Annotated in this window: 13 protein-coding genes, 1 tRNA gene and 1 pseudogene; 10 read left to right on the forward strand and 5 right to left on the reverse strand. The window is 40.6% G+C overall.

The genetic code is table 11. The annotated features are described in order from the left end of the window. Positions 1-81 precede the first annotated feature (81 nt). The 4 genes from RF007C_RS14620 to RF007C_RS14640 all read left to right on the forward strand — a co-directional run bounded on the left by RF007C_RS14620 (position 82) and on the right by RF007C_RS14640 (position 5,080). Positions 82-158, forward strand: a tRNA-Met gene (locus tag RF007C_RS14620). Positions 159-447: 289 nt separating this feature from the next. After that, positions 448-912: a GNAT family N-acetyltransferase gene (locus RF007C_RS14625; RefSeq protein ID WP_037301075.1), complete on the forward strand. Its 465-nt coding sequence runs from the start codon at positions 448-450 to the stop codon at positions 910-912. Positions 913-1,141: 229 nt separating this feature from the next. After that, positions 1,142-2,236 (forward strand): alpha/beta fold hydrolase, encoded by a 1,095-nt coding sequence (locus RF007C_RS14635; protein ID WP_037301079.1) that lies wholly within the window; start codon positions 1,142-1,144, stop codon positions 2,234-2,236. A gap of 651 nt (positions 2,237-2,887) precedes the next feature. After that, positions 2,888-5,080, forward strand: coding sequence for a glycoside hydrolase family 11 protein (locus RF007C_RS14640; RefSeq protein WP_037301081.1), 2,193 nt, complete (start codon positions 2,888-2,890; stop codon positions 5,078-5,080). A gap of 206 nt (positions 5,081-5,286) precedes the next feature. On the opposite strand, the gene RF007C_RS14645 is transcribed toward RF007C_RS14640, so the two are convergent. After that, on the reverse strand, positions 5,287-7,140 hold the full coding sequence (locus RF007C_RS14645) for a leucine-rich repeat domain-containing protein (RefSeq protein WP_037301084.1): 1,854 nt from the start codon (positions 7,138-7,140) through the stop codon (positions 5,287-5,289). A 750-nt stretch (positions 7,141-7,890) separates the two neighbouring features. On the opposite strand from RF007C_RS14645, the gene RF007C_RS14655 reads away from it, so the two are divergent. From RF007C_RS14655 to RF007C_RS14665, 4 genes are all read left to right on the forward strand, one after another. Further along, positions 7,891-8,121: a hypothetical protein gene (locus RF007C_RS14655; protein ID WP_037301090.1), complete on the forward strand. Its 231-nt coding sequence runs from the start codon at positions 7,891-7,893 to the stop codon at positions 8,119-8,121. Positions 8,122-8,135: 14 nt separating this feature from the next. Continuing rightward, the gene (locus RF007C_RS17090; protein ID WP_082316787.1) at positions 8,136-9,353 is read left to right on the forward strand and encodes a leucine-rich repeat protein; all 1,218 of its coding nucleotides are present in this window, start codon (positions 8,136-8,138) and stop codon (positions 9,351-9,353) included. A gap of 58 nt (positions 9,354-9,411) precedes the next feature. Further along, positions 9,412-9,732, forward strand: coding sequence for a hypothetical protein (locus RF007C_RS17335; protein WP_152537178.1), 321 nt, complete (start codon positions 9,412-9,414; stop codon positions 9,730-9,732). Between the two features lie 311 nt (positions 9,733-10,043). Beyond that, complete coding sequence (locus tag RF007C_RS14665) at positions 10,044-11,117, forward strand: hypothetical protein (RefSeq protein WP_152537179.1); 1,074 nt, start codon at positions 10,044-10,046, stop codon at positions 11,115-11,117. Between the two features lie 1,598 nt (positions 11,118-12,715). Here the strand turns inward: RF007C_RS14665 and RF007C_RS14670 are convergent. Further along, positions 12,716-13,801, reverse strand: a complete 1,086-nt coding sequence (locus RF007C_RS14670; RefSeq protein WP_037301096.1) for a dockerin type I domain-containing protein — start codon at positions 13,799-13,801, stop codon at positions 12,716-12,718. 268 nt (positions 13,802-14,069) lie between these two features. Then, positions 14,070-16,376, reverse strand: a complete 2,307-nt coding sequence (locus RF007C_RS14675; protein ID WP_037301098.1) for an SGNH/GDSL hydrolase family protein — start codon at positions 16,374-16,376, stop codon at positions 14,070-14,072. A gap of 608 nt (positions 16,377-16,984) precedes the next feature. Here RF007C_RS14675 and RF007C_RS14680 point away from each other — a divergent pair. After that, complete coding sequence (locus RF007C_RS14680) at positions 16,985-17,551, forward strand: haloacid dehalogenase-like hydrolase (RefSeq protein ID WP_037301101.1); 567 nt, start codon at positions 16,985-16,987, stop codon at positions 17,549-17,551. A 119-nt stretch (positions 17,552-17,670) separates the two neighbouring features. Here the strand turns inward: RF007C_RS14680 and RF007C_RS14685 are convergent, their stop codons facing one another. Then, a complete protein-coding gene (locus tag RF007C_RS14685; RefSeq protein ID WP_037301104.1) occupies positions 17,671-18,480 on the reverse strand; it encodes a hypothetical protein in 810 nt (269 codons plus the stop codon). A 296-nt stretch (positions 18,481-18,776) separates the two neighbouring features. Between RF007C_RS14685 and RF007C_RS14690 the strand changes: the two genes are divergently transcribed. After that, complete coding sequence (locus RF007C_RS14690) at positions 18,777-19,559, forward strand: ZIP family metal transporter (protein ID WP_037301105.1); 783 nt, start codon at positions 18,777-18,779, stop codon at positions 19,557-19,559. Between the two features lie 333 nt (positions 19,560-19,892). Here the strand turns inward: RF007C_RS14690 and RF007C_RS18120 are convergent. After that, a pseudogene (locus RF007C_RS18120) lies at positions 19,893-20,324 on the reverse strand (IS3 family transposase); the annotation flags it as partial. Positions 20,325-21,034 lie beyond the last annotated feature (710 nt).

Consider the following 21,034-nt stretch of genomic DNA (forward strand, 5'->3'; position numbering starts at 1 on the left):
AAAAAATATCTATCTGATTGTTGACAGCAGGTTCAAAATGTGGTATACTAATATAGTCGCAGATGAACCTGCATTATTTATCGCGGTGTGGAGCAGCTAGGTAGCTCGTCGGGCTCATAACCCGAAGGTCGTTGGTTCAAATCCAGCCGCCGCAACCAGAAACAAGGACTATGTTGCTCAACATAGTCCTTTTGCTTTATGGCTTAGAATAGCCGTTTGAGGCGATAGTGTCACATGTAACAAGACTATGTTGCGTACTAAAAATAAAGTTGAACGGAGCTTGATATAAGCTCCGTTTCCGTTATTTTTCCGTTATGATGGTGCAAAGCTATGACAGATATCGATCAATTATGAACTATACAGTCAGTACGATTGACCTTTCCTCAGAGCTGTGCTATAATTGTAACTAACATAAATCGGAATTTGTAAGAAGATCGAGGAAGTAGAATGAATATTGTCATAGCAGAAGAAAAACAGGTAAAAACAATTGTAGACATGTCTGTCAGAGCATTTGAAACATACGTAAATGTTGGCGGAACAAAAGGCGACTGTCCGCCTGAATATGATTCAGTAGAATGGCATAAACAAATGGCTCGAGAGGGGTATTTGTATCAGGCAATGATAGGAAAAGATATTGTGGGAGCAGCCGTCATATTCTCGGACGAAACAAAAAATACTGTGTACATTGGCAGAATTTTTATTGACAGCATCTATCATAGAAAAGGTTATGGAACTCATTTAATGGAGTGCATAGAAAAGTACTACCCATTTGCCGAAGAATTTAATCTGGACACTCCAAGCTGGAATGTACGGACAAACGCTTTTTACGAAAAATTAGGATATCAAATCATAAAAGAAGAGGACGGATTTGTTTTTTACAGGAAGACGAGAAAGGGAACTTCTAAATTTTGATTTAGCTTAGTACCATGATAGATTCAAAACTTATGGAAAATGATACAGAGAGTCCCCGTGAGGGGACTTCTTCGTTCATATTTGTATTCTTGACTTTGGGCGACAGAACAGTGTATAATATTGATAGTAAGCAGTTTTACTGCGATAAATCGGAATTTACAGGAGAAAAGCTTGACGAACTGAAAGAAATCCTAACAGCATTCTCTGTGTGAATTTGGAGGATAAAGCGATGAAATCTGAAAAATCAAATAGAGTAAAAAAAGTACTTGCGATCATGGCTTGTATTATGATTCTGTTTCTGGCGATCACATTTGTAATCCACAGAATCCTGTTATCAAAAGAAAAGCAGATGCTGACCGAAGCAGGGTATTACAATCCTGTTTCGGTCGGGGATTATTCGCTGAATGTACATGATTTCGGAATTCAAAACGGTAAGCATACATTCGTAGGATTATCGGGCAAAGGCGTATTTGATTACAGTGTCAGAATGGAGCGCCTCATGGGCGGTCTGGCTGAAGAAAACCGGATCGTAATCGTTGACCGTGCGGGTTATGGACTCAGCGATGATACAAAGGAGCCGCAGACAGTGGAGCGTGTTGTGGATCACTACCGTACTGCGCTGAAAAATGCCGGTATCGAAGCGCCATACATTCTGCTTCCACATTCGCTGGGCGGTGCTTATGCGACATATTGGGTAAGTCAGTATCCGGAAGAGATCGAGGGTGTCATTTTTCTTGCCGGAACACAACTCAGCGATAACCCTGATATTGCTTTGGAAGATGGCAGTGCATTTGAGAATCGGTTTGCGATTGCGGCAAATCAGATGGGACTGGTAAGACTTGCGAAGTCGTTTCTGTTAAAAACTGTAATCCCCGGTATGAATTATTCGGATGAACAGCGAAAGTATTCGGAAGCATTGAATCTGCATCATACATTTAATCATGCTTTTTGCTACGAAGATGAGCATATGAATGAAATCTGCAATACTGCATATCATGCGATCAAGCCAAATGATGTTCCGAAAGTTTATATTTGTTCAAGTTGGGGATTTCAGTCCGGACAAGAAATAGATGAAATGCTGGCTTGGGATAAGCAGGAATGTGAATTCACGGGGAGGAAACAGCCTAAGTTTCCGGAATCCGGGTATGATATGGATATGCTGCAAAAACTCCGTGATACCGAATTGCAGCCCTATCTTGACAAAATGGGGAACTGTGAGCTGGTGCTGCTGCCGGGGATACACTGTATTTATGACCAGCGTCCCGATAATGTCGCAGAGATCATCAGCGACTTTCTGGAGAGAATAGAGGAACAAACGGAATAGAAAATAGAAAAAATACTTTAACAGTTAAAATTTGATTTATCGCAGAGCCTATTCGATCTTTGCGCTGTGAGGCGCATTGGAAGAATCCTGCCAGCGGGGACTCCCCGCAAATTCTGATTTATCTTAGTACCTGATAGAGCAACAACTTATGAAATAATTATACAGAAAGTCCCCACGAGGGGACTTCTTCATTCATATGATGGTGAAAAGCTATGTCCAATGACGATCAATTACGAACCATGCAGGTAGTCTTGGTAACAAAGGTTTGATATGGCTTGGTAGTATCAACGCCGATCTCGACCATGATGCCCTTGATTGAAGTTTGCCATGCGATTTCATTTCTTCCGTGAAGGCATGAAAAAAGCACCTGCCGTAGCAAGTGCTTAGTGTATATTCGGTTAGGATCAAATGGATATATATAACATAGACAAGCACATAATTCTACTACGGCAGGTATAACCTCCTCTTTCATAATAATGCTATGTAACATCCACGTCGACTAAACATACAGCAATAAAAGCGCTTGTTTTGCAATATTCAACAATATTAGACTTGCTTTGTTGTAAAAAATAGTATAGAATCATTATAATGGAAAGTGTTTACTTTTCACTTGACAGAAGCATCAAGCAATACAGAGAGGTGGAATGAATAATGAACAAAAAAATCAAAGGTATAATCTCAGTACTGACAGCAGCTGCCTGTATAATGGGAACTCCTTCAGTTCTCAGCTTCAGCAGCCTTGCTCCTCTTACGGCAATGGCAGACAGCCAGCAGATCAGCGGAGAGATTGACGGCTACAGTTACAGAGTCTTCAAGGGCGAGGAAGAAAGCCTGTGCAACTACGAAAATAGTGGAATCAACGGCTTTACTACAGATTGGAACGCAAAATACGACCTGACGGTCACCAAAGGCATAAGCTATGAAGATAAGGGCATAAAAGCCTATCGGGTAGCAGATTACGAGATATATTACGAGGCTGATATCACCACCACCGGAAACACATATATCGGAATCGGCGGCTGGTTCACAAATCCGCTGATATCCTTTAATATAGTTGAAGCATACGGCGAATGGATGCCGCCAGGAGGAGGAGAAAACGTACAAAGGTTATCCACCGCTATGATCGATGGCAAGACCTATCAGATATATAAATACAGACAAGGCATCCGCGAGAATGCTTTTGACTCATACTGGAGCGTCTGCATCGACAAGCGTTTGAATCAAGGAAATATCAATCATGTAACAGGCAAAGTAAACGTTGCAGATCATTTCAAAGCCTGGAGCAAAGCAGGCCTCCCTCTCGGAGACATTTACGAGATTAATTTCGAGCTCGATGCATACAACAGCAGCGGCTCCATGGAGCTGAAGCGTATGGATACATACAGAGATATATCCAATAATTACGTTTTCGGACCAGAGGATCAGGAGAAGCCCTATGCGCAGCATGATCCCCTCACCGTCAACGACAACGGCAGCATAATAACCCTTGATATGGAGTCAGAGGATCTCAAGGCAGGAGCCGAAGGAAACTGCTCGGCAATACTTACCGACGAGCTGTCCTACAGCGGCGATTATTCCATGCAGATAATCACAGGAAACAGCGGGGCTTTCTGTTACGAGATAGACCCCTATGATCTGCCAGTATCAAAGTATTATGCACAAAAGGATTATCTCACAGGTGCAAAAATATTCAATGAATCGGGAACAGATCTGTCCTTCACTGTGGAGCTGGTGGAATACAGTGATTCTCCGCAGAATTACATGAAAAAGACGTCACTTGGCACAAGGAAGTGTTACTCGGGACAGTGGACAGATATCACCGATATTCCCTTTACAATCAATTTTGACCAATATCACAAATACAAGCTCGTCTTCACGCCCTCCTCCACTGTTGGATTCTATATAGATGATTTCTACATTTCCTCAGGAGAACCCGAATATGCCTCGGCAGCAAAGGGTGTGCGCGGCGATCTCAACGGCGATGGCGTAGTCAACAGTCTTGATATCCCCGTATGCCGCAGAGCTATACTGAACGCCATGGACGATAATGTGATATCTGTTGAAGGCGATGTTAACGGCGACCTCAGAAGCAATGTAAGTGACCTTGTTCTCCTGACAAGATTTGTACTTCACACCATTGACGAGATACCTGTTTCACAGAACGAAGCAGAGCTCATCATAGGAGACGCCGAAAGGAAAGCAAGCGACGGAGAGCGCTCCTTCAGAATCAATGGCGGCAAGATAAACGATGACAGCCTGAAAGCCATAGTCAGAAAGGACGGCTCTATCTCGGCAGAATGGAATGACACCAAGCTGTATATACTCAACAGCTATGAGTTTTATAATGGAGAAGCCGCCGACAGGGACTGCAGGGATTGCAATATACGCTATTCCGCAGATCTCATGTATGACGGCGACATTGATATGCACTTTTACGGTAATATCGTCTCCAAGGACAAGACACAGGAAACGAACTTTGTTATATATGAATGCTGGACAGAAGGCGACGAAACCGACAAATCAATACAGAAGGCTTTGGACGACGGTGTACTGGGTACAGTAAGCGTAAACGGCAAGGAGTATTATACTGATCACAACGGTCCTATGGATGCACCCTCCGCAGTATTCTTCTACCGCAAGGACGGCGCTTCATCCGTTGACAAAAACCTCCATATAGAAGGAAATATCTCACCCATCGATTTTCTAGGCTCCTGGCTCAAGTACACCAGTGACGAATATATCATCAGCTGGGCAGGATTTGAAATAGACGCCTTCAATTCCTCGGGGCGTGCCGACATCAATGAGCTGACATTCAGTAATCCGCCCGACTATCAGAAGAACTGATATACATATGGTAAATGATACCGGAAACAGTAATAATGCCGTGAGGTGTTATGAGGTTTTTTCTCTGAGAGTACTGAAGATATGTATTCTCAGGCTTATACATCGGATCTAAGAATTACAGACCGCCATTCAAATGACAGGAAGAAAGGCTCAGACAAACTCTGAGCCTTATTCTTCTAATATAGGAGATTATGGGAAATTACGGGTTATTTGAGTTTTATAGCATCAAAGAATTCATCTGCTGTCATGCCGTAATTATATGCCGCTACCATCTTATCATAAGAATGAGTCATATTGATACGGTTTTTTGTGGTATCGTATCCATACTTAGAGAATAACGAACTGTACCAGCTTCCGTCAGTGAAGTTGACGTAGAAATATTCAGCACTATCATAACTGTGGTTGTTCATGTCGTAGATCAGAAATCTTGCATCCCAGCCATTCCATCTTGCATTGTTCTTGTCGGAAGCATAGTCCCTGAACTCCAGACCAAAACATACCATGGAGTGTCCCGACTTCTGACGGGTAGATCCTATATTGAATATTGCTGTGTCCGCTCCGTAGGTGATATTTTCCGCATACTTTATCATTTCCTTACCAAAATGATTTGTGTCCCAATCTGCTTCATAATCATGTGAATAAAGATTCTGATTTGCCCATACAGTTGTAACGTATGATCTGGTGAAAACGGGGATACAACCGCGATCAATGTCACTTGATCCTATAGATAATATAGTGGTTCCTCTCGGAGAGAAGTCGGATACCGAAAGATATCCTTGAGATGTCAGAGCACTGACTGTAGCCATACCGCTGCATACGCCTTCATTCTTTTTGCCCAGATAGCCGTTTGAATAGGGAATGTGTGCAGTATCAAAGTAATAATCGTAACCTTTTACTGACCATTCTCCAAATGTTCCATTCGGTGTCCGCCACTTGTAATCCGCATATCGTTCTGTTGCTATAGAGGCTGCCTCACTGATATTATGATAAGTCAGTCCGTTATTGGCTGCATATTTCTTTACTCTGCCGTTACCTGTGCTCCATACAACGAAATCGTCATTTGTCACGGGCTTTCCGTTATCAAGAAGGTGCCAGCCTACAGAATAGTCTCCGAGGAAAGCGTTCGGGTTCTTGCTGACGAAGTATTTCATATTCGGGCACAGGAAGAAGGCGTGGTCGCCTACATAGATGATACCCTCCGACATAAGGACATTTCTCAGCGAATCGCAGCTCATAAAGGCTGCCGAGCCTATTGTTGTGACATTATCGGGGATATTTACCGTGGTGAAATTGGTGCAGCCCGCGAAAGACTGTACGCCGATCTCGGTGACAGTTTCAGGAAGATGAACTTCCTTTGCATTTTTACAGCCCCAGAAAGCATGATTAGGTATATTTGTCAGCTGAGAACGGGAAAGATCGATTTTATCGGCACCTGAACAGTTATAGAATGCTGCATTTCCCAGTGTTTTAACATCATAAAGATCAATAGAGATCAGGCTTGTACAATCCCAGAATGCATGAGCACCTATCTCATCTGTCTGGCTTGCAAATATAATATTATTAAGTGATGAACATCCATTAAATGCGCTTGCACCTATGTATTCAACAGCGCTGTAGCCGCCGCCGTTTGCGAAGTATACTTCTTTCAGATTAGAGCAGCCATAAAAAGCTCCCTGACCGATAGAGGTTATATGTTCACTGCTGCCTCTTATTTCACCGAGATTTGTCTGATCATCGAAAGCGTGAGGAAAGATAGAAGTAACGGTATATTTCTTTCCGTTGTAGGAAACAGTGTCAGGGATCTCTACATAAACATTATCTCCCGTGATCTTACTGCCGCAAACCTCAAAGCTTTGGCTGTTCTTATTGAAATAAAAGTAAAGAGTCGCATTTGATGAGACCTGAACCGCCAGACCTTTCACGCCTGAGTCTTTGCTGCTTGCTGCTGATGCTGTGACAGCTCTGATAATTTTTTCTTTTCCGTATCTTGCGGGCAGTGCTGAGATCATAGTGAGCGCTGCTGCGGATACTGCGATAAATCTGCGTAAACTATGTTTCATAGTATTCCTCCTGATTTTTTATATTTGAGTAAATTTCGTCCCTCATAAAAACCCGCACAAATTACACCTGACAGCATCTCACCTCAGAGGCGGTGCGCACACAGATCACTTTCAGGAACATTGAACTTGTGCTTGAATTATATATTAATGATAACATGATTTTTAAGGATATGTCAATGCAACTTACCCCCTGAAAATTGCATCTTACCGCAAAAATAATGCAACTTACCACTGCGGTATGGGCATGGTAAGTGGGCAAATGTGAAAAATGTTATGAAAATGCAGCAGGGTCGGAGTTCAAAATGGATAAGAATATTCATGTGCCATTGGTATGAGGACTAATCATGATTAAATTTCTAAGGACTAATCGTGCTTCGATTTATTTGATATTTGACAAAAACGGTTTGGATTTAATGCTTAATGCTTTGAAAGGGCAAGAACAGAATAGGCCATTTCAGATTGAATTTGACCGGTCAGTTTTGAATCATAAAAAGACAAAGATTGAATCAAGAAAAATGATCTTTGTATTAGATGATGAAATTGATTGCTCCGAATTATGTGACTTTGAGGGAACAATTATTTGGCGGTTTATGATACAGAAATACCTTCTCAAGATCATAAGCAGTCTTGAACCAAGCAAATAATTCCTAATACAAAAGCTCCTCCGAAAGGAGGAGCTTTCTTCTAATGCATTTACTTTGTATAGATGATATGGTATAATATGTTACAAGAAACGAAAAGGAGCTATATATGGGACGGAAAGAGATCATCGACAGGGACACTTACCGAAAAATCAAGAAAATGAACCGCGAGGAGCTTACGAAGTTCATTCTTCAGTACGGAGATGAACTGCTCGGAGAACAGGGCAAAACAATAGATCTTCAGGCTCTTGAGGCTGAGCTTAGTAAGATAAAGGGTATCGGCGGTAAGCGCCTTGAGGAGATAATGACTGTTGTTGAGAAATTCTTAGATGTCGAATAGACAGGAGGTATACTATGAATTGTAAAAGAATAATAGCAGCGTTGATGTGTGCTGTAATATCGTTGGGAACGACAGCGCTTTCGCTTGGAGTACCTTTAACTCTTTCGGCTGAAGCTGCAACCATAGTTGACAGCGGCAACTATGGTGAGAATATCAGATGGGAACTGGACAGTGACGGTACCCTGGTAGTCACAGGCAAGGGAGATATGGGCGATGTAGGTCCTTTCAAAAATACTCCGTGGGTAAAAGAAAGAGATCTTATAAAAAAGGTGGTTATAAGCAATGGGATAACAAGAGTCGGAGATCAGAATTTTAATACTTGTAAGAACCTTGTTTCCGTTACCCTTCCCGATACTCTGAAAACCATTGGCTTTGTTGCGTTTTCTGAATGCAGCGCTCTCACTTCTATCGTAATACCCGCTTCTGTGACGGTAGTCGAACATGAAGCTTTTAAGTCCTGCAGTAATGCGGAAATAACGATCTCCTCAACAGATACAAAGATAGAAGGCGGTGTTTTCTCAGGTACCAAATGGGAGAAGGAGCAGCTTGAGAAGTCGCCCTTTGTGGTAATAAACGGTGTTCTTCTTGCTACAAGATTCGATACGGAAGAACTTGTCATACCTGACGGAGTTGAATGTATAGGTCGGAGATGTTTTCAGGGCTGGGGACATTGGTCAGTAACAGAGGTCGTTATCCCTGATTCAGTGAAGATAATAGAAGCCTATGCCTTTGAGGGATTCAGATCACTGAAATCGGTGACAATACCCGAATCGGTAGAGAAAATAGAACCGAGTGCTTTTCAGAGCTGCAATTCTCTTGAAAAGGTCTGCATACTTAATCCCGAATGTGATATAAGCGACATGAATTCTACCTTTACCAACGGTGCTGGTTATGCCTATACAGGTATTATCAAGGGATACAGAGACTCTACTGCCGAGGCTTACGCCAATAAGTACGATCGCATCTTTGTACCCGTTGATTCTGACATGGGAGATGTGAACTTTGACGGGAATGTGAACGCAGTAGATGCTTCCATGGTGCTGGCATATTATGCCCGTGTATCGACCAATCAAGAAGGCGGATATAATGAAGAGCAGAAGCTTGCAGCAGATGTAAACAACGACGGAGATATCAATGCCGTTGACGCATCGAGTATTCTTGCGTACTATGCATATGTATCGACTACAAAAGAAACTCCTATGTCAATGGAAGAATATATGAAAAAGAACTAAGAAAATATATGTTGACAATAATCTTAAGGAACTAAGATATGTTAAAGAAAAAAGTTCGTTGAAATATGAGTTTTCTAACATATATAATGAATTAGGAAATGAATCTTGTAGTTGTATCGGCAACTATAAACTTCTTTACGATCAATATGGTGGTAATTTCCCAAAAAAGATTTTCGTAAATGCGAATTCAAGTAAAAAAATGGATTATTCTTGTTGTGAAATAATGGCAACATTTAATCTGCTTTCAGTAGCAGGTTGTTATGATATAAAGGATTCTTCCGGAAAAATAACAAATGATTTAAATCAATATTCAAAATTAGTTTTAGAATTCGAGTTAAGTGATTTAATGTTTGGCCAGAGTATTCAAACTGGGCGTTGAGGCAGTAAGCCATATGGAATAAGACGTTGTTTAGATGCATATAACATAAACTCTACTGATTATGGCAGTTTCAAATCTGATATATCAACATTAGAAAATGAAATAAAACATAATAAAGGATTTGCTATAATTTCGACAATTGAAATTTTAGGACCGGTACATACATTTTTTGTTTTCTATGATTCCACAACTTCTGAATTCGTAGGAGTTAATAGAGCAAGCGGAAGCTTGTACGGTTGGCGTAGAAAAAGTTTGAAAGAATTAGTTAGAACTGAAGATAATGATGCATTATTTGGAGGTCATGTATTATTATGAAAAAATTTATAGTATTCTTAGTTTTAGTTATAGCAATTGTCTCTGCAACATTTATCTTATTACATTGCTTTGCTCCCCAAAACAGTATTGATGTTAGCAATAGTCGTTTTTGGGAGCAAAAAGCTGAAATAAATGGTGAGATATACTATATAAAAAGTGACGGTGTGTATAAAGCTTCCGAAAATCAAAAATATGAATGTCTGATACCATTTGATGAACCAGATACAAAGGCCTTTTTTACAGGGGAAAAGAACTGTATATATACTGCTGTAAACATTAACAAGTCGACCAGCATCACAAAATATGATCCTGACGGAATTCTAACGGGTAAACCTTTTATTCTGGATAAGCCTGATGCAAATGTGCTTGCAATAGACAATAATTGTGTTTATGGCAGATATGACGACGGAAATGATGTAAAATCCGCTGTATTTGATATGAACGGCAAAACGATCAATAATGATCTGCCCGAATATGAATACTCCGATGTCAAATTTTTGTTTTCGGGTGATGAAGAAAATACCTATTACACTTCTTCAAATTATATCGGAAGGAGTAAAAAATATGCTGCGTACAATGATGATTATTTTTCACTTGATTTTACGATAATCGACCTTGAGTCAAATGATACAGTTCATATTGATCTTTACGACATGTTTAATGGGTATTTTGTATATGCTGATATTAAAGATGATGCCTTATGCCTGGTCATAACTGATACTTCAAAAAAACTATCTTTGGGAAGTGGACATAAAGATTTTGATATTTCTTCTCTTGAACTGCATAAATACGATATCTATGTGTTAACAGACATAAAAAGCGGAAAGATCATAAATCAGCATAAAACACGCAAATACGAAAGGATCATATACGCTGATACTAAAAAGGCAATAACATATTATCGCGGAAATTATATAACCTATTCAACAGATAACTGGAAAGAGATAAAGTCGCAAAAAGCTGATGAAATAAAAAAAGACGGAAGTTATTTTTTTGATACCTGCGGCGAGTATGTTTTTGTTTTTGATGATAATACAGACAAGCTGCTTAATAAGATATCTACCAAATGATTTATCTTAAAAAGCAATCTCCCTGTATAATAAACACAGGAAGCAATTTAGTATTCCATACAATTGAAACGGTCAAATACTTCACGCCTTACAGTAAAGAACTATGTATAAACCGTCAAGATACGATATTACGACATTTACGTTTTACAAAACTATAACCGAAATGAACCTTGCTTATCACAGATTCAAGGTTATAAAAACACAATCGCAAAACAAGAAAGAAGAATTAACATGGTACTATATGAGGAATAAATGATGCAATCGGAATAAGATCAAAGGTATATGCAAAAATCGGCTTGAGGAGATTATGGTCGTTATAGAGAGATTTTTAGAAGAGTAAATTATAAAAATACTTATGGGGCGGCGTAATGCCGTCCCTTTATAATCATTAACCTTATTATATTCCGACCTGCATTAAATATGTAAGCTCAATTTTATGCTCCATAGATCTCATACTGTTTCGGGTAAATTTCCATTGTTGTTCCGGACACATCATATTACTAATATGCCACACTTTTAAATTATATAGCTCTCACAAATTAATTTGTGAGAGCTAATATTTTCCTACACTTTTCCTACAATTTTAAGAATTTTTTTGCAAAGGCAATAAGCGTCAAATCAGCTTTAGTCCTCGAAAAATAGGTGCAAAACAGGATTCTATTAAAACATGAGAAACTGCCGAAAATCCGTCAGCGTCGGCTTGTGGTACCGAAGATCGTGGAGCAAACCAAATGATAGTTATAACATGATGGCCGCCATTGGCGGCCATTCGCTTTAAAGAGTAAAAAAGCTCTCACAGCTGAAACTGTGAGAGCCAAATGGTATCAATGATAATGTGAAGGAAACGAGTAACATTAGGAATTTTAATTGATCAAACCGTTTCCGTTATATTTCCGTTATTGCATTAAAAATAGATATGTATTTGATACAAATCATGGAACGGTTGCTATCGAAAAATGGCTAAATATAGGCAAGTGTGAATAGTAGCTGTAAGTCGCAAAATTGAAAATTCAACACTCATAACCCGAAGGTCGTTGGTTCAAATCCAGCCGCCGCAACCAGAAAACACCCCAATGTTTGCTTGAACATTGGGGTTATTTATTTTTATATCGCCAAAAATCACACATTTTGTCGCACGGAGATCTTGAGGTTCGCATTGGCTGTTGTTCGTCGGCGAATCCGTCGGCGAGTGTAGTTTTGCTGCTGTACGTCGGCGGTAAGTCGTCAGGTTTTACTTGGATATTTCGCTATTTTTCGAGAAAAGTACGGAATTCCAAGATTTTTTTGTCGTCGGCAGTAAAGTTTTGGGTGTAGAACCCGAAGGTTTCCTATAGAGTTTGTTTACTTAGGTTAACAAATTGAATCAAAATTACGAAAAATAGACAAAAATGCTTGTTTACCATGGTAAACAAAAATATTTGAGAATGAAGAAAGCATACCACATTCACCGCTGACAGGTGGCATTAGTGGTATGCTTTTTCTTTTTTCTGCGAAGAATAGAACTGAATTAGCCTTAATTCTGCCGACGGTAACAAGTAATTAGCCTTGACGAAAAAAACAAATGCCATAGAGTTAAAAACTCTATGGCATTTTTATATTTATGGAGAATTATGAGCCTGTTTTCCCATAAATTCTTCCATTGATATTATTCCTTCCTTTTCAGTTGAGGTATAGGCATAATAGGACAGAATATTTGAAGCGTCCACAGCATTGATACTGCCGTTGCGGTCAACGTCTGCGGCAAGCTTCTGATTCGCATCGAGGTCGCCGTTCTTATTGGTGGAGGTCATGGTGTAGTATGTCAGGACCTCAGAAGCGTCAACCGCATTTATCAGCCTGTCATTATTTACGTCGCCAAGCTTATACTCAGTAGTTTCATCAGGGTTAGCCTTTGTTGTGACAGTAGTTGTAGTGGTTGGCGTTGTTGTCGTAGTTTTTTTCTCGCCAAGTATCCTGATGTAGCCGTTGTATATACCCTTAGTGAATACATAGGTCATCTGAAGTTTTCCTGCCTCGTCCTTATGACTGTTTATAAAGGTATCAGCTACTATGCCGTCGTCTGTATACGCCAAGCCTATGGGATAGACTTCACCCTGCTCAGCATTTTCGGGAACTATAAAATCAATGGTGAATAAACAGCTGTGATTCAGCAGAGTATCCTCGGCATATGCATAGAATGCCAGCTGTCCGTCTTCGATCTTTGCCGAGCCTGTAGTGAAGCCGTTTAATCCTTTGCCTGGTGTTATGAACTTACCTGCTGTGTTTTCTTTGACAGTCAGACGAGTGTCATAAAAAACGTGGAACTTGATGTAGCTGACCGGTTCCGTTGCGCCTGTAATACTGAAATAAACTCGCTGGACCTTGCCCTTTGCATATTCGGGGTCAAGTCCTATCTTATCGAAATAGAGCATAATGCCGCCATCATAATCCCTGGGATCTATCTTCGGAGTATTCCAATCCTTCGGCTGTATCCAGCGAGTTCTGTCGTAGGGGACTTCCATGTCGTCCTGTTTGTCAAAGGGATTATCTGATATCGTATCAGACGTATCAGCGACACTTTCTGCTTCGGTGAGATCTGTTGAATTTGCTTTTATGATGCTGTCGGGAAAGCAATAATAAAGCGATAAGACCAGTGCAAGACTTGTTATTAATGATATAAAGCGAGTCAATAGTCTATTTTTCATAATTGACCTCCTGTTACACGGCAATTCAGTAATAACAGATTATCATAATTTCTGCAATGCGTCAATACCTTTTATGGAAGAATATATATATAGAACAAGGCAGTCCAACGGACTGCCTTGTTGTAATGTTCAGATACGTTTTCTGTTCTGATTTGTCCCTTACAATTTATATTAGAAATTATATCAATCTGTGCAGTGCTATGTGCAGATGCGCCGCACAGATCAACATCGGAAAAGAATTATAACATCAGCTATTGATGTGTATGGATCAGTAAAGCCACTTTGAAGCAAATGTATCTGCGAATGAGTCTTTATTCTTTGGAAGAGCAAATACAGATGTCTGAAGTTCTTCAAGGTTCATTTTCGGCTGTATTCCGTATACGTGATAGTCGAAATACTGTACCATTTTCTCGACGTCCTCTGCTATGACTGCGTGGCCTGATTTATGGATATTTATAGCAAGATGATCGCTGATACCGACATAATCCCATACGTGCTTCATACCGAGGTAAGCCATCCATACTGACGGAGCATTTACCCAGTCCTCGCTCTCGCATGAGCCGATTATAAACAGATACCTGTCAGGATCACAGCAGAGAGCGCCCAGCATATGCTGATCCATTGGGAACTGTTCGGCGTTTCTGAACTCCATGAATCTTCCGTTGAACCAGCCCTGCTCGCCCGAAGCCTGTAAGCTTCCGAGAGGCTCATTTTCCTTATATGTATACGATGAAGATCCGCCCTTGCTGGAGAAGTCATAGGTCTTTCCCACTGAGCTGTAGCGATACAGTGCCAGACCGCCTGCGCCCGAGCATGAGGGAGCACACATCTTGATACGTGTATCGAATGCTCCGCATACAGAAGCTGCTTTACCGTATCTTGAAACACCTGTAACGATAGAGCTGTCAGGATTGATGTTCAGCTCCTTTGCGGCTCCGTTGTAAAGAGCGTCGAGTATCCTGCTGATTCCCCATGACCACGCCATAAGGTCGCCTGTCTGCTCGTCCCAGTTCCTTCCGTAAGGATAGAGATCATAGAAAGCACCCTTGTGCTGGTTGTTATCCTGTGCAGTTCCAGGAGCGCTGAACATTCCGTCACTGTCGTAGGTTATAACAGCATAGCCGTTTGAGGTAGCTGTGCTCTCGGAAATGCCCTTGTGCATACCAAGTATAACAGGAGCTCCGCCCTCATGGCGAACATTCTTAGGAAGATTTATAACCGCCTTGAATGAAGCTGTCTTACCTGTGCTCTTGCGCTTAACGTTTATGGTCATGCTGTTGCCGCTTATGCTGTAGGTGGTTTCGTCATCAGAGCCGTCTATCCACTTGCCGTACATATAGTACTCATACATACAGCTTATCTCGCTCTGACGCTTCCACCAGTCGTCGGTGGATTCTACCTTTGAACCGTCCATAAATATGAAAGGATCTGGAATATCCTTTGAGCTTTTCAGCTGATTTACAGCAGGGAAGTTGTAGCTCTTTTCAAAAACAGGCTTTTCTGTGACAGTTTTTTCGGCCACGGTGAACTCTTTTATCTTACCGATTATAAAGCTCTGGAGCTGGACAAGGTCCGCTACCTCTGCCTTGCCGTTCTGATCTATATCAGCGGCTTTCTTTACGTTGTTATCCTTGAAGTCGTTTATGAGTCCCTTTCGCATGATAACAGCGTCAAAGGAGGTTATTGTCTTATCTCCGTCAAGGTCACCGTAAATAAGCTCTGGACCGCTATTGCCCTGTGACGGCTGAGTTGGCTGTGTCTGCTGCGGACCATCAGAAGCTTTTAAATAGCCCTCGATCTGTTCGAGCCAGTATTTACCCATTTTCTCATAGCCGCCTGCGTTGGGGTGAACTCCGTCCGCAAGGTCCTTTGAAGCGTCTATTACGCTGTGGATATCAGCATAAATTACATTCTTGCTGCTGTAATCATTGGCAACCTTTTTTATGAGCTCGTTGTATTTCGCAATGTCGCCGTTTGAATTGCCGCCCCAGCCTGAATTGCCCAGGTCTGGGATAGTAGTAAGGAAAACCTTTCCGTTTGATGGCATATTTTCTCTCAGATAGTCAAGAAGCTTGTGCAGACGTTCCTCTGAGCCGTCAAGATGACCGTTTGAAACATCGTTTGTACCTATCTGAAGAAGTATTATATCGGGAGAGTACTTTTTTATATAATCTCCGCCCTGCATTGTCTCAAGGATACCGTTGAGCTGACCGAACCAGCCGCCCGGCAGGTTGGTTATGGTATAGCCGCTGTATCCTGCGTGATTGTCGTCGTACTTGACACTCTGACCGTTGTAATTGAAGGAAGCGCTGTCCTTTCCCTCAGGTCCTACGAGATCAACATTTGTGTAGCCCTTTTGCTGCAGAAAGTAGCTGAGATACTTTCTGTAGCCGCCCTCGTCAGCCATACCGTATGTGATAGAATCGCCCAGAGGCATGATCTTGATGGTGCCGGCTGCTGAACTCAGCCTCGGTGCAGAGGGAAGCAGGCTTAGTGTAGAAATCGAAAGTGCAAGAGATGTGCCGATTCTGAGAAAACGTTTTATTGTTTCCCCGACAATAAAGTGCTTTTTCATAAGTACCTCCCAAATAAAATTAATTAAATGAATGTGTGCTTTTTGTTTCCCCGTCTTTTGTTTTTATCAAGGCAGAATGCATAATTTTATTATGCATAATATAACATAATTGTGAATTGCCTTTGACAACAATATACACTAATCAACCGCGAATTGTAAAGAGTTTGTGAACAAAAGAGCAATTTTTGGTCAACAAACAGCAATAATTGGTGATAAAAGGTAATATATTGATGTTATATGCAAAAATATATCAAAATTGTTACCGCACGAGCTGGATTCGTAACAAAAAATCCATATTCAAATCGTGCTAACAATATCATTTTCGGGTCAGATTGGGTATAGTTATATTTATTTCTTAACTGCTCGTAACTTCTGAAAAAAGACTGGCTATCAGTGCACTTAATTTAATTAATACACATTGGGTGGATAATATCAATTAAGAAGATAATGTATTTGATCAACATAATCTGACAGGCTGAATTAAAAAACATATTGGCAAATAGGAATATGTGTGCTATAATATATTTGTTCTAATCGCCTTATGGCGGCCATTGCTCAGAACTTCGTTCGCTGGAGCGCAAATTCTTTATCCACACGTGGAGGTAAACTTGAAGGTATTTGATTTTGATAACACACTATATCACGGAGAGAGTGCGGTAGACCTTGCTCTGTTTATGATAAAAAATAACAGGAGGATCATATTGTATCTGCCTAAGATATTCATAAATCTCATAAAGTACAAGCTTTGCATTGTCAGGAAAGAGAAAATGGTTCGCGCTATCAACGACTTTATGAGAAATGCCCTTCGTGATAAAAATGAGATATATGAGGCAGTAGAGGGATTTTGGGGGAAAAACGGTCACAAGCTGGACAGAAAAATGCTTGCAAAAATCAGTCATGACGATGTTATTATTACTGCCGGACCTGATTTTCTGATAAACGGGATACGCGGTATTATCAACACTGACCATATTATCAGCAGCAGGATAGACTCTGAAAAAATGAAGGTCAGATATCTCAATTTCGGTGAAAACAAGGTCAAAGGGTATAAGGCATTATATGGGGATAAACGAATAGAATGCTTCTACACCGATTCCTATAATGACAAGGCACTTATGGAAATTTCCGACAGGGTATTTATAGTAAAAAAAGGCAGGCTCACCAGAATAAAATAATTTAGTGAAATAGAATGAAGGCGGCTTTAGAGCCGCCTTCATATTTTATGTGAGCTTGTTTTATTTGCTTTTACAGTATTTATTGCAGTTATTTGGAGTGTTGTAAAAAACTGAAGTTATCAGTTTGCAGCTTCAAGTCTGCTTTCAAAATCTTCAGGGGTAAAGCCTGATACTCTGATCGACATTATGTAATCATCATTAATTCTTCTGACATAGTTTATGTGATTCTGATCAAAAACGGTGTAGCTTGCTTTGATGTAGCTCTTGCCGCAGAGTTCAACAGTTTCGGGAGCACTTATATCAGTTGCCTCAATATCAGGCGAGAAGCTCAGCTCATTGCGCTGCATGAATTCTGCTGCGGTAATATCGGGGGCTTCTGGGGATCTGAGTTTTGTGTTAAAGAACCATACATCGACATACTTTACATTTTCCATATCCTCGCCATAGCAGGCAGAAGCGTCCAGTGTGCCTGTGAAGTAGGTCTCTTTTTCTGCTTCGCTCATGAATCTTGTGGGCATGATATAGTGAGTATTAAGATCGTCACTGTTCAGGAAATGAACATTTTCGGGTATAGTAATCTTTATGTCTGCAAATTCTGAGGTATAGACGTTTCCGTTGGATATTCCTGCGGAAAATGCATTATTCTCAGCAGTTTCGTTTTCAAGCTGAGCAGTATTTGTGTATGTTACCTGAGCTTCTTTGTTATTTGTCTCAGCAGAGACAATAGTGGTATCATTTGTTACACTTGTGACAGTAGTTTCTGACGGTTTAGCAGAGGTGAGTTCTGTTGTTATTTCTGCAGAAATAGCTACTGCGTTTGGTTTATCGGCTGGTGAAGTAGCAACTTCGGGGAAAGAGACATTGTCCTTTCCGCATGATGTGAGTGCGCAAAGTGTGACTGCAAGTGTGATAATAATTGACTTTTTCATAATTGTTACTCCTTTATATGTATAGGTTTCAAAACTAAATTGAACGTTCATAAATACTAATCGGAGCGAAAAAATGAAATGTGACATAAATTTCTGAATTTAAAAAAATAATTTCTGAAAATCTCATGAGCCGCCGTTTACGACGGCTTAGTGTGCAAAAAAGTCAGAGCAGAGCAGACAACAGCGCAGCTGCGATATTATGTCCATGAACCTTTTTCATATCAATGCAATACTATGAAACAGGCGGTTGTTTTACAGCCGGTTTTACTGCAATTGGTGGGAAAGGAAACATATACATGATAAGAAATGCAGTTATAGGGATACTTGTCCCGTTTATTGGTACAGCATTAGGTGCTGCCTGTGTGTTTTTTACGAAGCATGAGCTGGGAAGGGGAGTACAGCGAGCCCTTCTTGGCTTTGCAGGCGGTGTAATGGTGGCGGCATCAGTATGGAGCCTCATTATTCCGGCCATAGAACAATCAGAGCAAATGGGGAGATTGTCGTTCATTCCTGTTGTGGCAGGATTCTGGGGCGGAATATTGTTCCTTATGCTGCTTGACCATATCATTCCGCGATTAAACAACAATGCTGCCAAAGCCGACATAAGCTCAGGCAAGCTTTCAAAAACAGCGATGCTTGTACTTGCAGTAACGCTTCACAATATTCCTGAGGGAATGGCTGTGGGAGCTATATATGCAGGCTATCTTTCGGGCTCGGCAGACATAACCGCAGGAACTGCCTTTGCACTTGCAATGGGTATAGCAATACAGAATTTTCCTGAGGGTGCAATTATTTCCATGCCTCTTCACGCAGAGAACAAGAGCAAGTGCAGAGCCTTTGCTGACGGTGTGCTTTCAGGTGTTGTTGAAATCATATCCGCAGTCATTACGGTATTCCTTGCAGGAGTTATAATACCTGCAATGCCGTATATTCTGAGCTTTGCGGCTGGTGCGATGATATATGTAGTAGTTGAGGAGCTTATACCCGAAATGCATGAGGGCGAGCGTTCAAACATGGGAGTAGTTATGTTTTCAGTTGGATTCACGATAATGATGGCACTTGACGTTGCTCTGGGATGAAAAACGTGAATAAGCTCACTTTATATTGAAAGCGCGGTTGAGCTTTGCAGCAAGGTCGGTTCGAGTAAGCCGTCATCTATTAGTTGTCTGCATATTGACTTCATTTCAGGCGGCATAGTTCTGAACAGAGTTTAGGTCTGCAATGCGCAGTTCGTCCTTATCCTCCCTGTGAGTAAAGCATAATTATTGTATCATACAAGTTTTATGATGTCAATGTACAATTACTGCGACGATGCTGTTCATTTTCAGCGACGGTAACACTAAAAATCTTTATGTACAATATTTTTTAGCAGTTATATTTTTTTATTATTTCTGCATCGTAATCACCACTTTCTATGCAGATATTGAATAGTATTCTTCTGGTGTCATATAATCGTTCGAAGCGTGAATTCGTATACGATTATAGAATATGCAGATATATTCAAATACTGCCTTTTTAGCTTCTTCTCTTGTTTTGAAATGCTGATCATTCAGCCATTCCTGCTTCATTTTGCCTCAGAAACATTCCATAGGAGCATTATCCCAACAATTTCCCTTTCTGCTCATACTGATGATAAAACCATTGGCATGAACGAAGTTCTGATAATCTATGGAGCAGTATTGACTGCCCCTGTCTGAATGCAATATACAGCCTTTTACATTGCCTGAATGATTTATAGCATCCCTTAGTGCTTCAATTGTTAGCTGCTTTGTCATAGTTGAATCCATTGACATACCAACGATTTTTCGTCCGCAAAGATCCATGACAGCAGCTACATACAGCCAGCAGTATATGAACCTGTCATACAATGAATAAATATTGCAGAGCCCTTATACGGCACAATAGGATTGGTGTTATAATCAATGACAACTGAATATTTGTAAGCATCAGGATAATCGATGAGATGTTCTGCACTGTTCCAAGTTATATTTCTGCTCTCTGCCCACTGATTATACAGGGGAGATAAAGGATCATCTACCCAGTAACAGTTACTGTTGAGCTGCCTGTATTCAACATTCAACCCATTAATTGGCTGAGTCCCAAAGGCAAATCCAAGAGAAAACACCCCTTTGGGAGTACAATAATCGCCTTCGCAGCTCATCTGATTCTGTGATGAATACCTCTTTGAGGAAATCATTTTTAGTGTATTTACACGTAATGGGGAGATCGGCTGTTTGATATGAACATAAATATGATGAACGCATAAGATCATCATTAATCAAAGGGCAATTTGTTTTCTTATGAATTCTCTTCGCTAATTTTTTTGAGATCATATAATTATTATTATAGCTATAAAGAATTCCGCCCTTAATGGGCGGAATTTCATTTTATTGTATTTGATTGCTATTATTGAACTTTGCTACCGCCCCATTCAACGACTGTGAAGCCTTTTCTTTCAAAGGTCGATAATCTCTGCGGTTCGATATCAACTGCATCCTCCAACGGAACATATGTCATGAATATGCGGAGCATACTATCAGGTGTAGGCGTGATA

Origin of the sequence: Ruminococcus flavefaciens 007c (assembly GCF_000571935.1) — a bacterium.
In the GTDB taxonomy this organism is placed as follows: Bacteria; Bacillota; Clostridia; order Oscillospirales; family Ruminococcaceae; genus Ruminococcus; species Ruminococcus flavefaciens_F.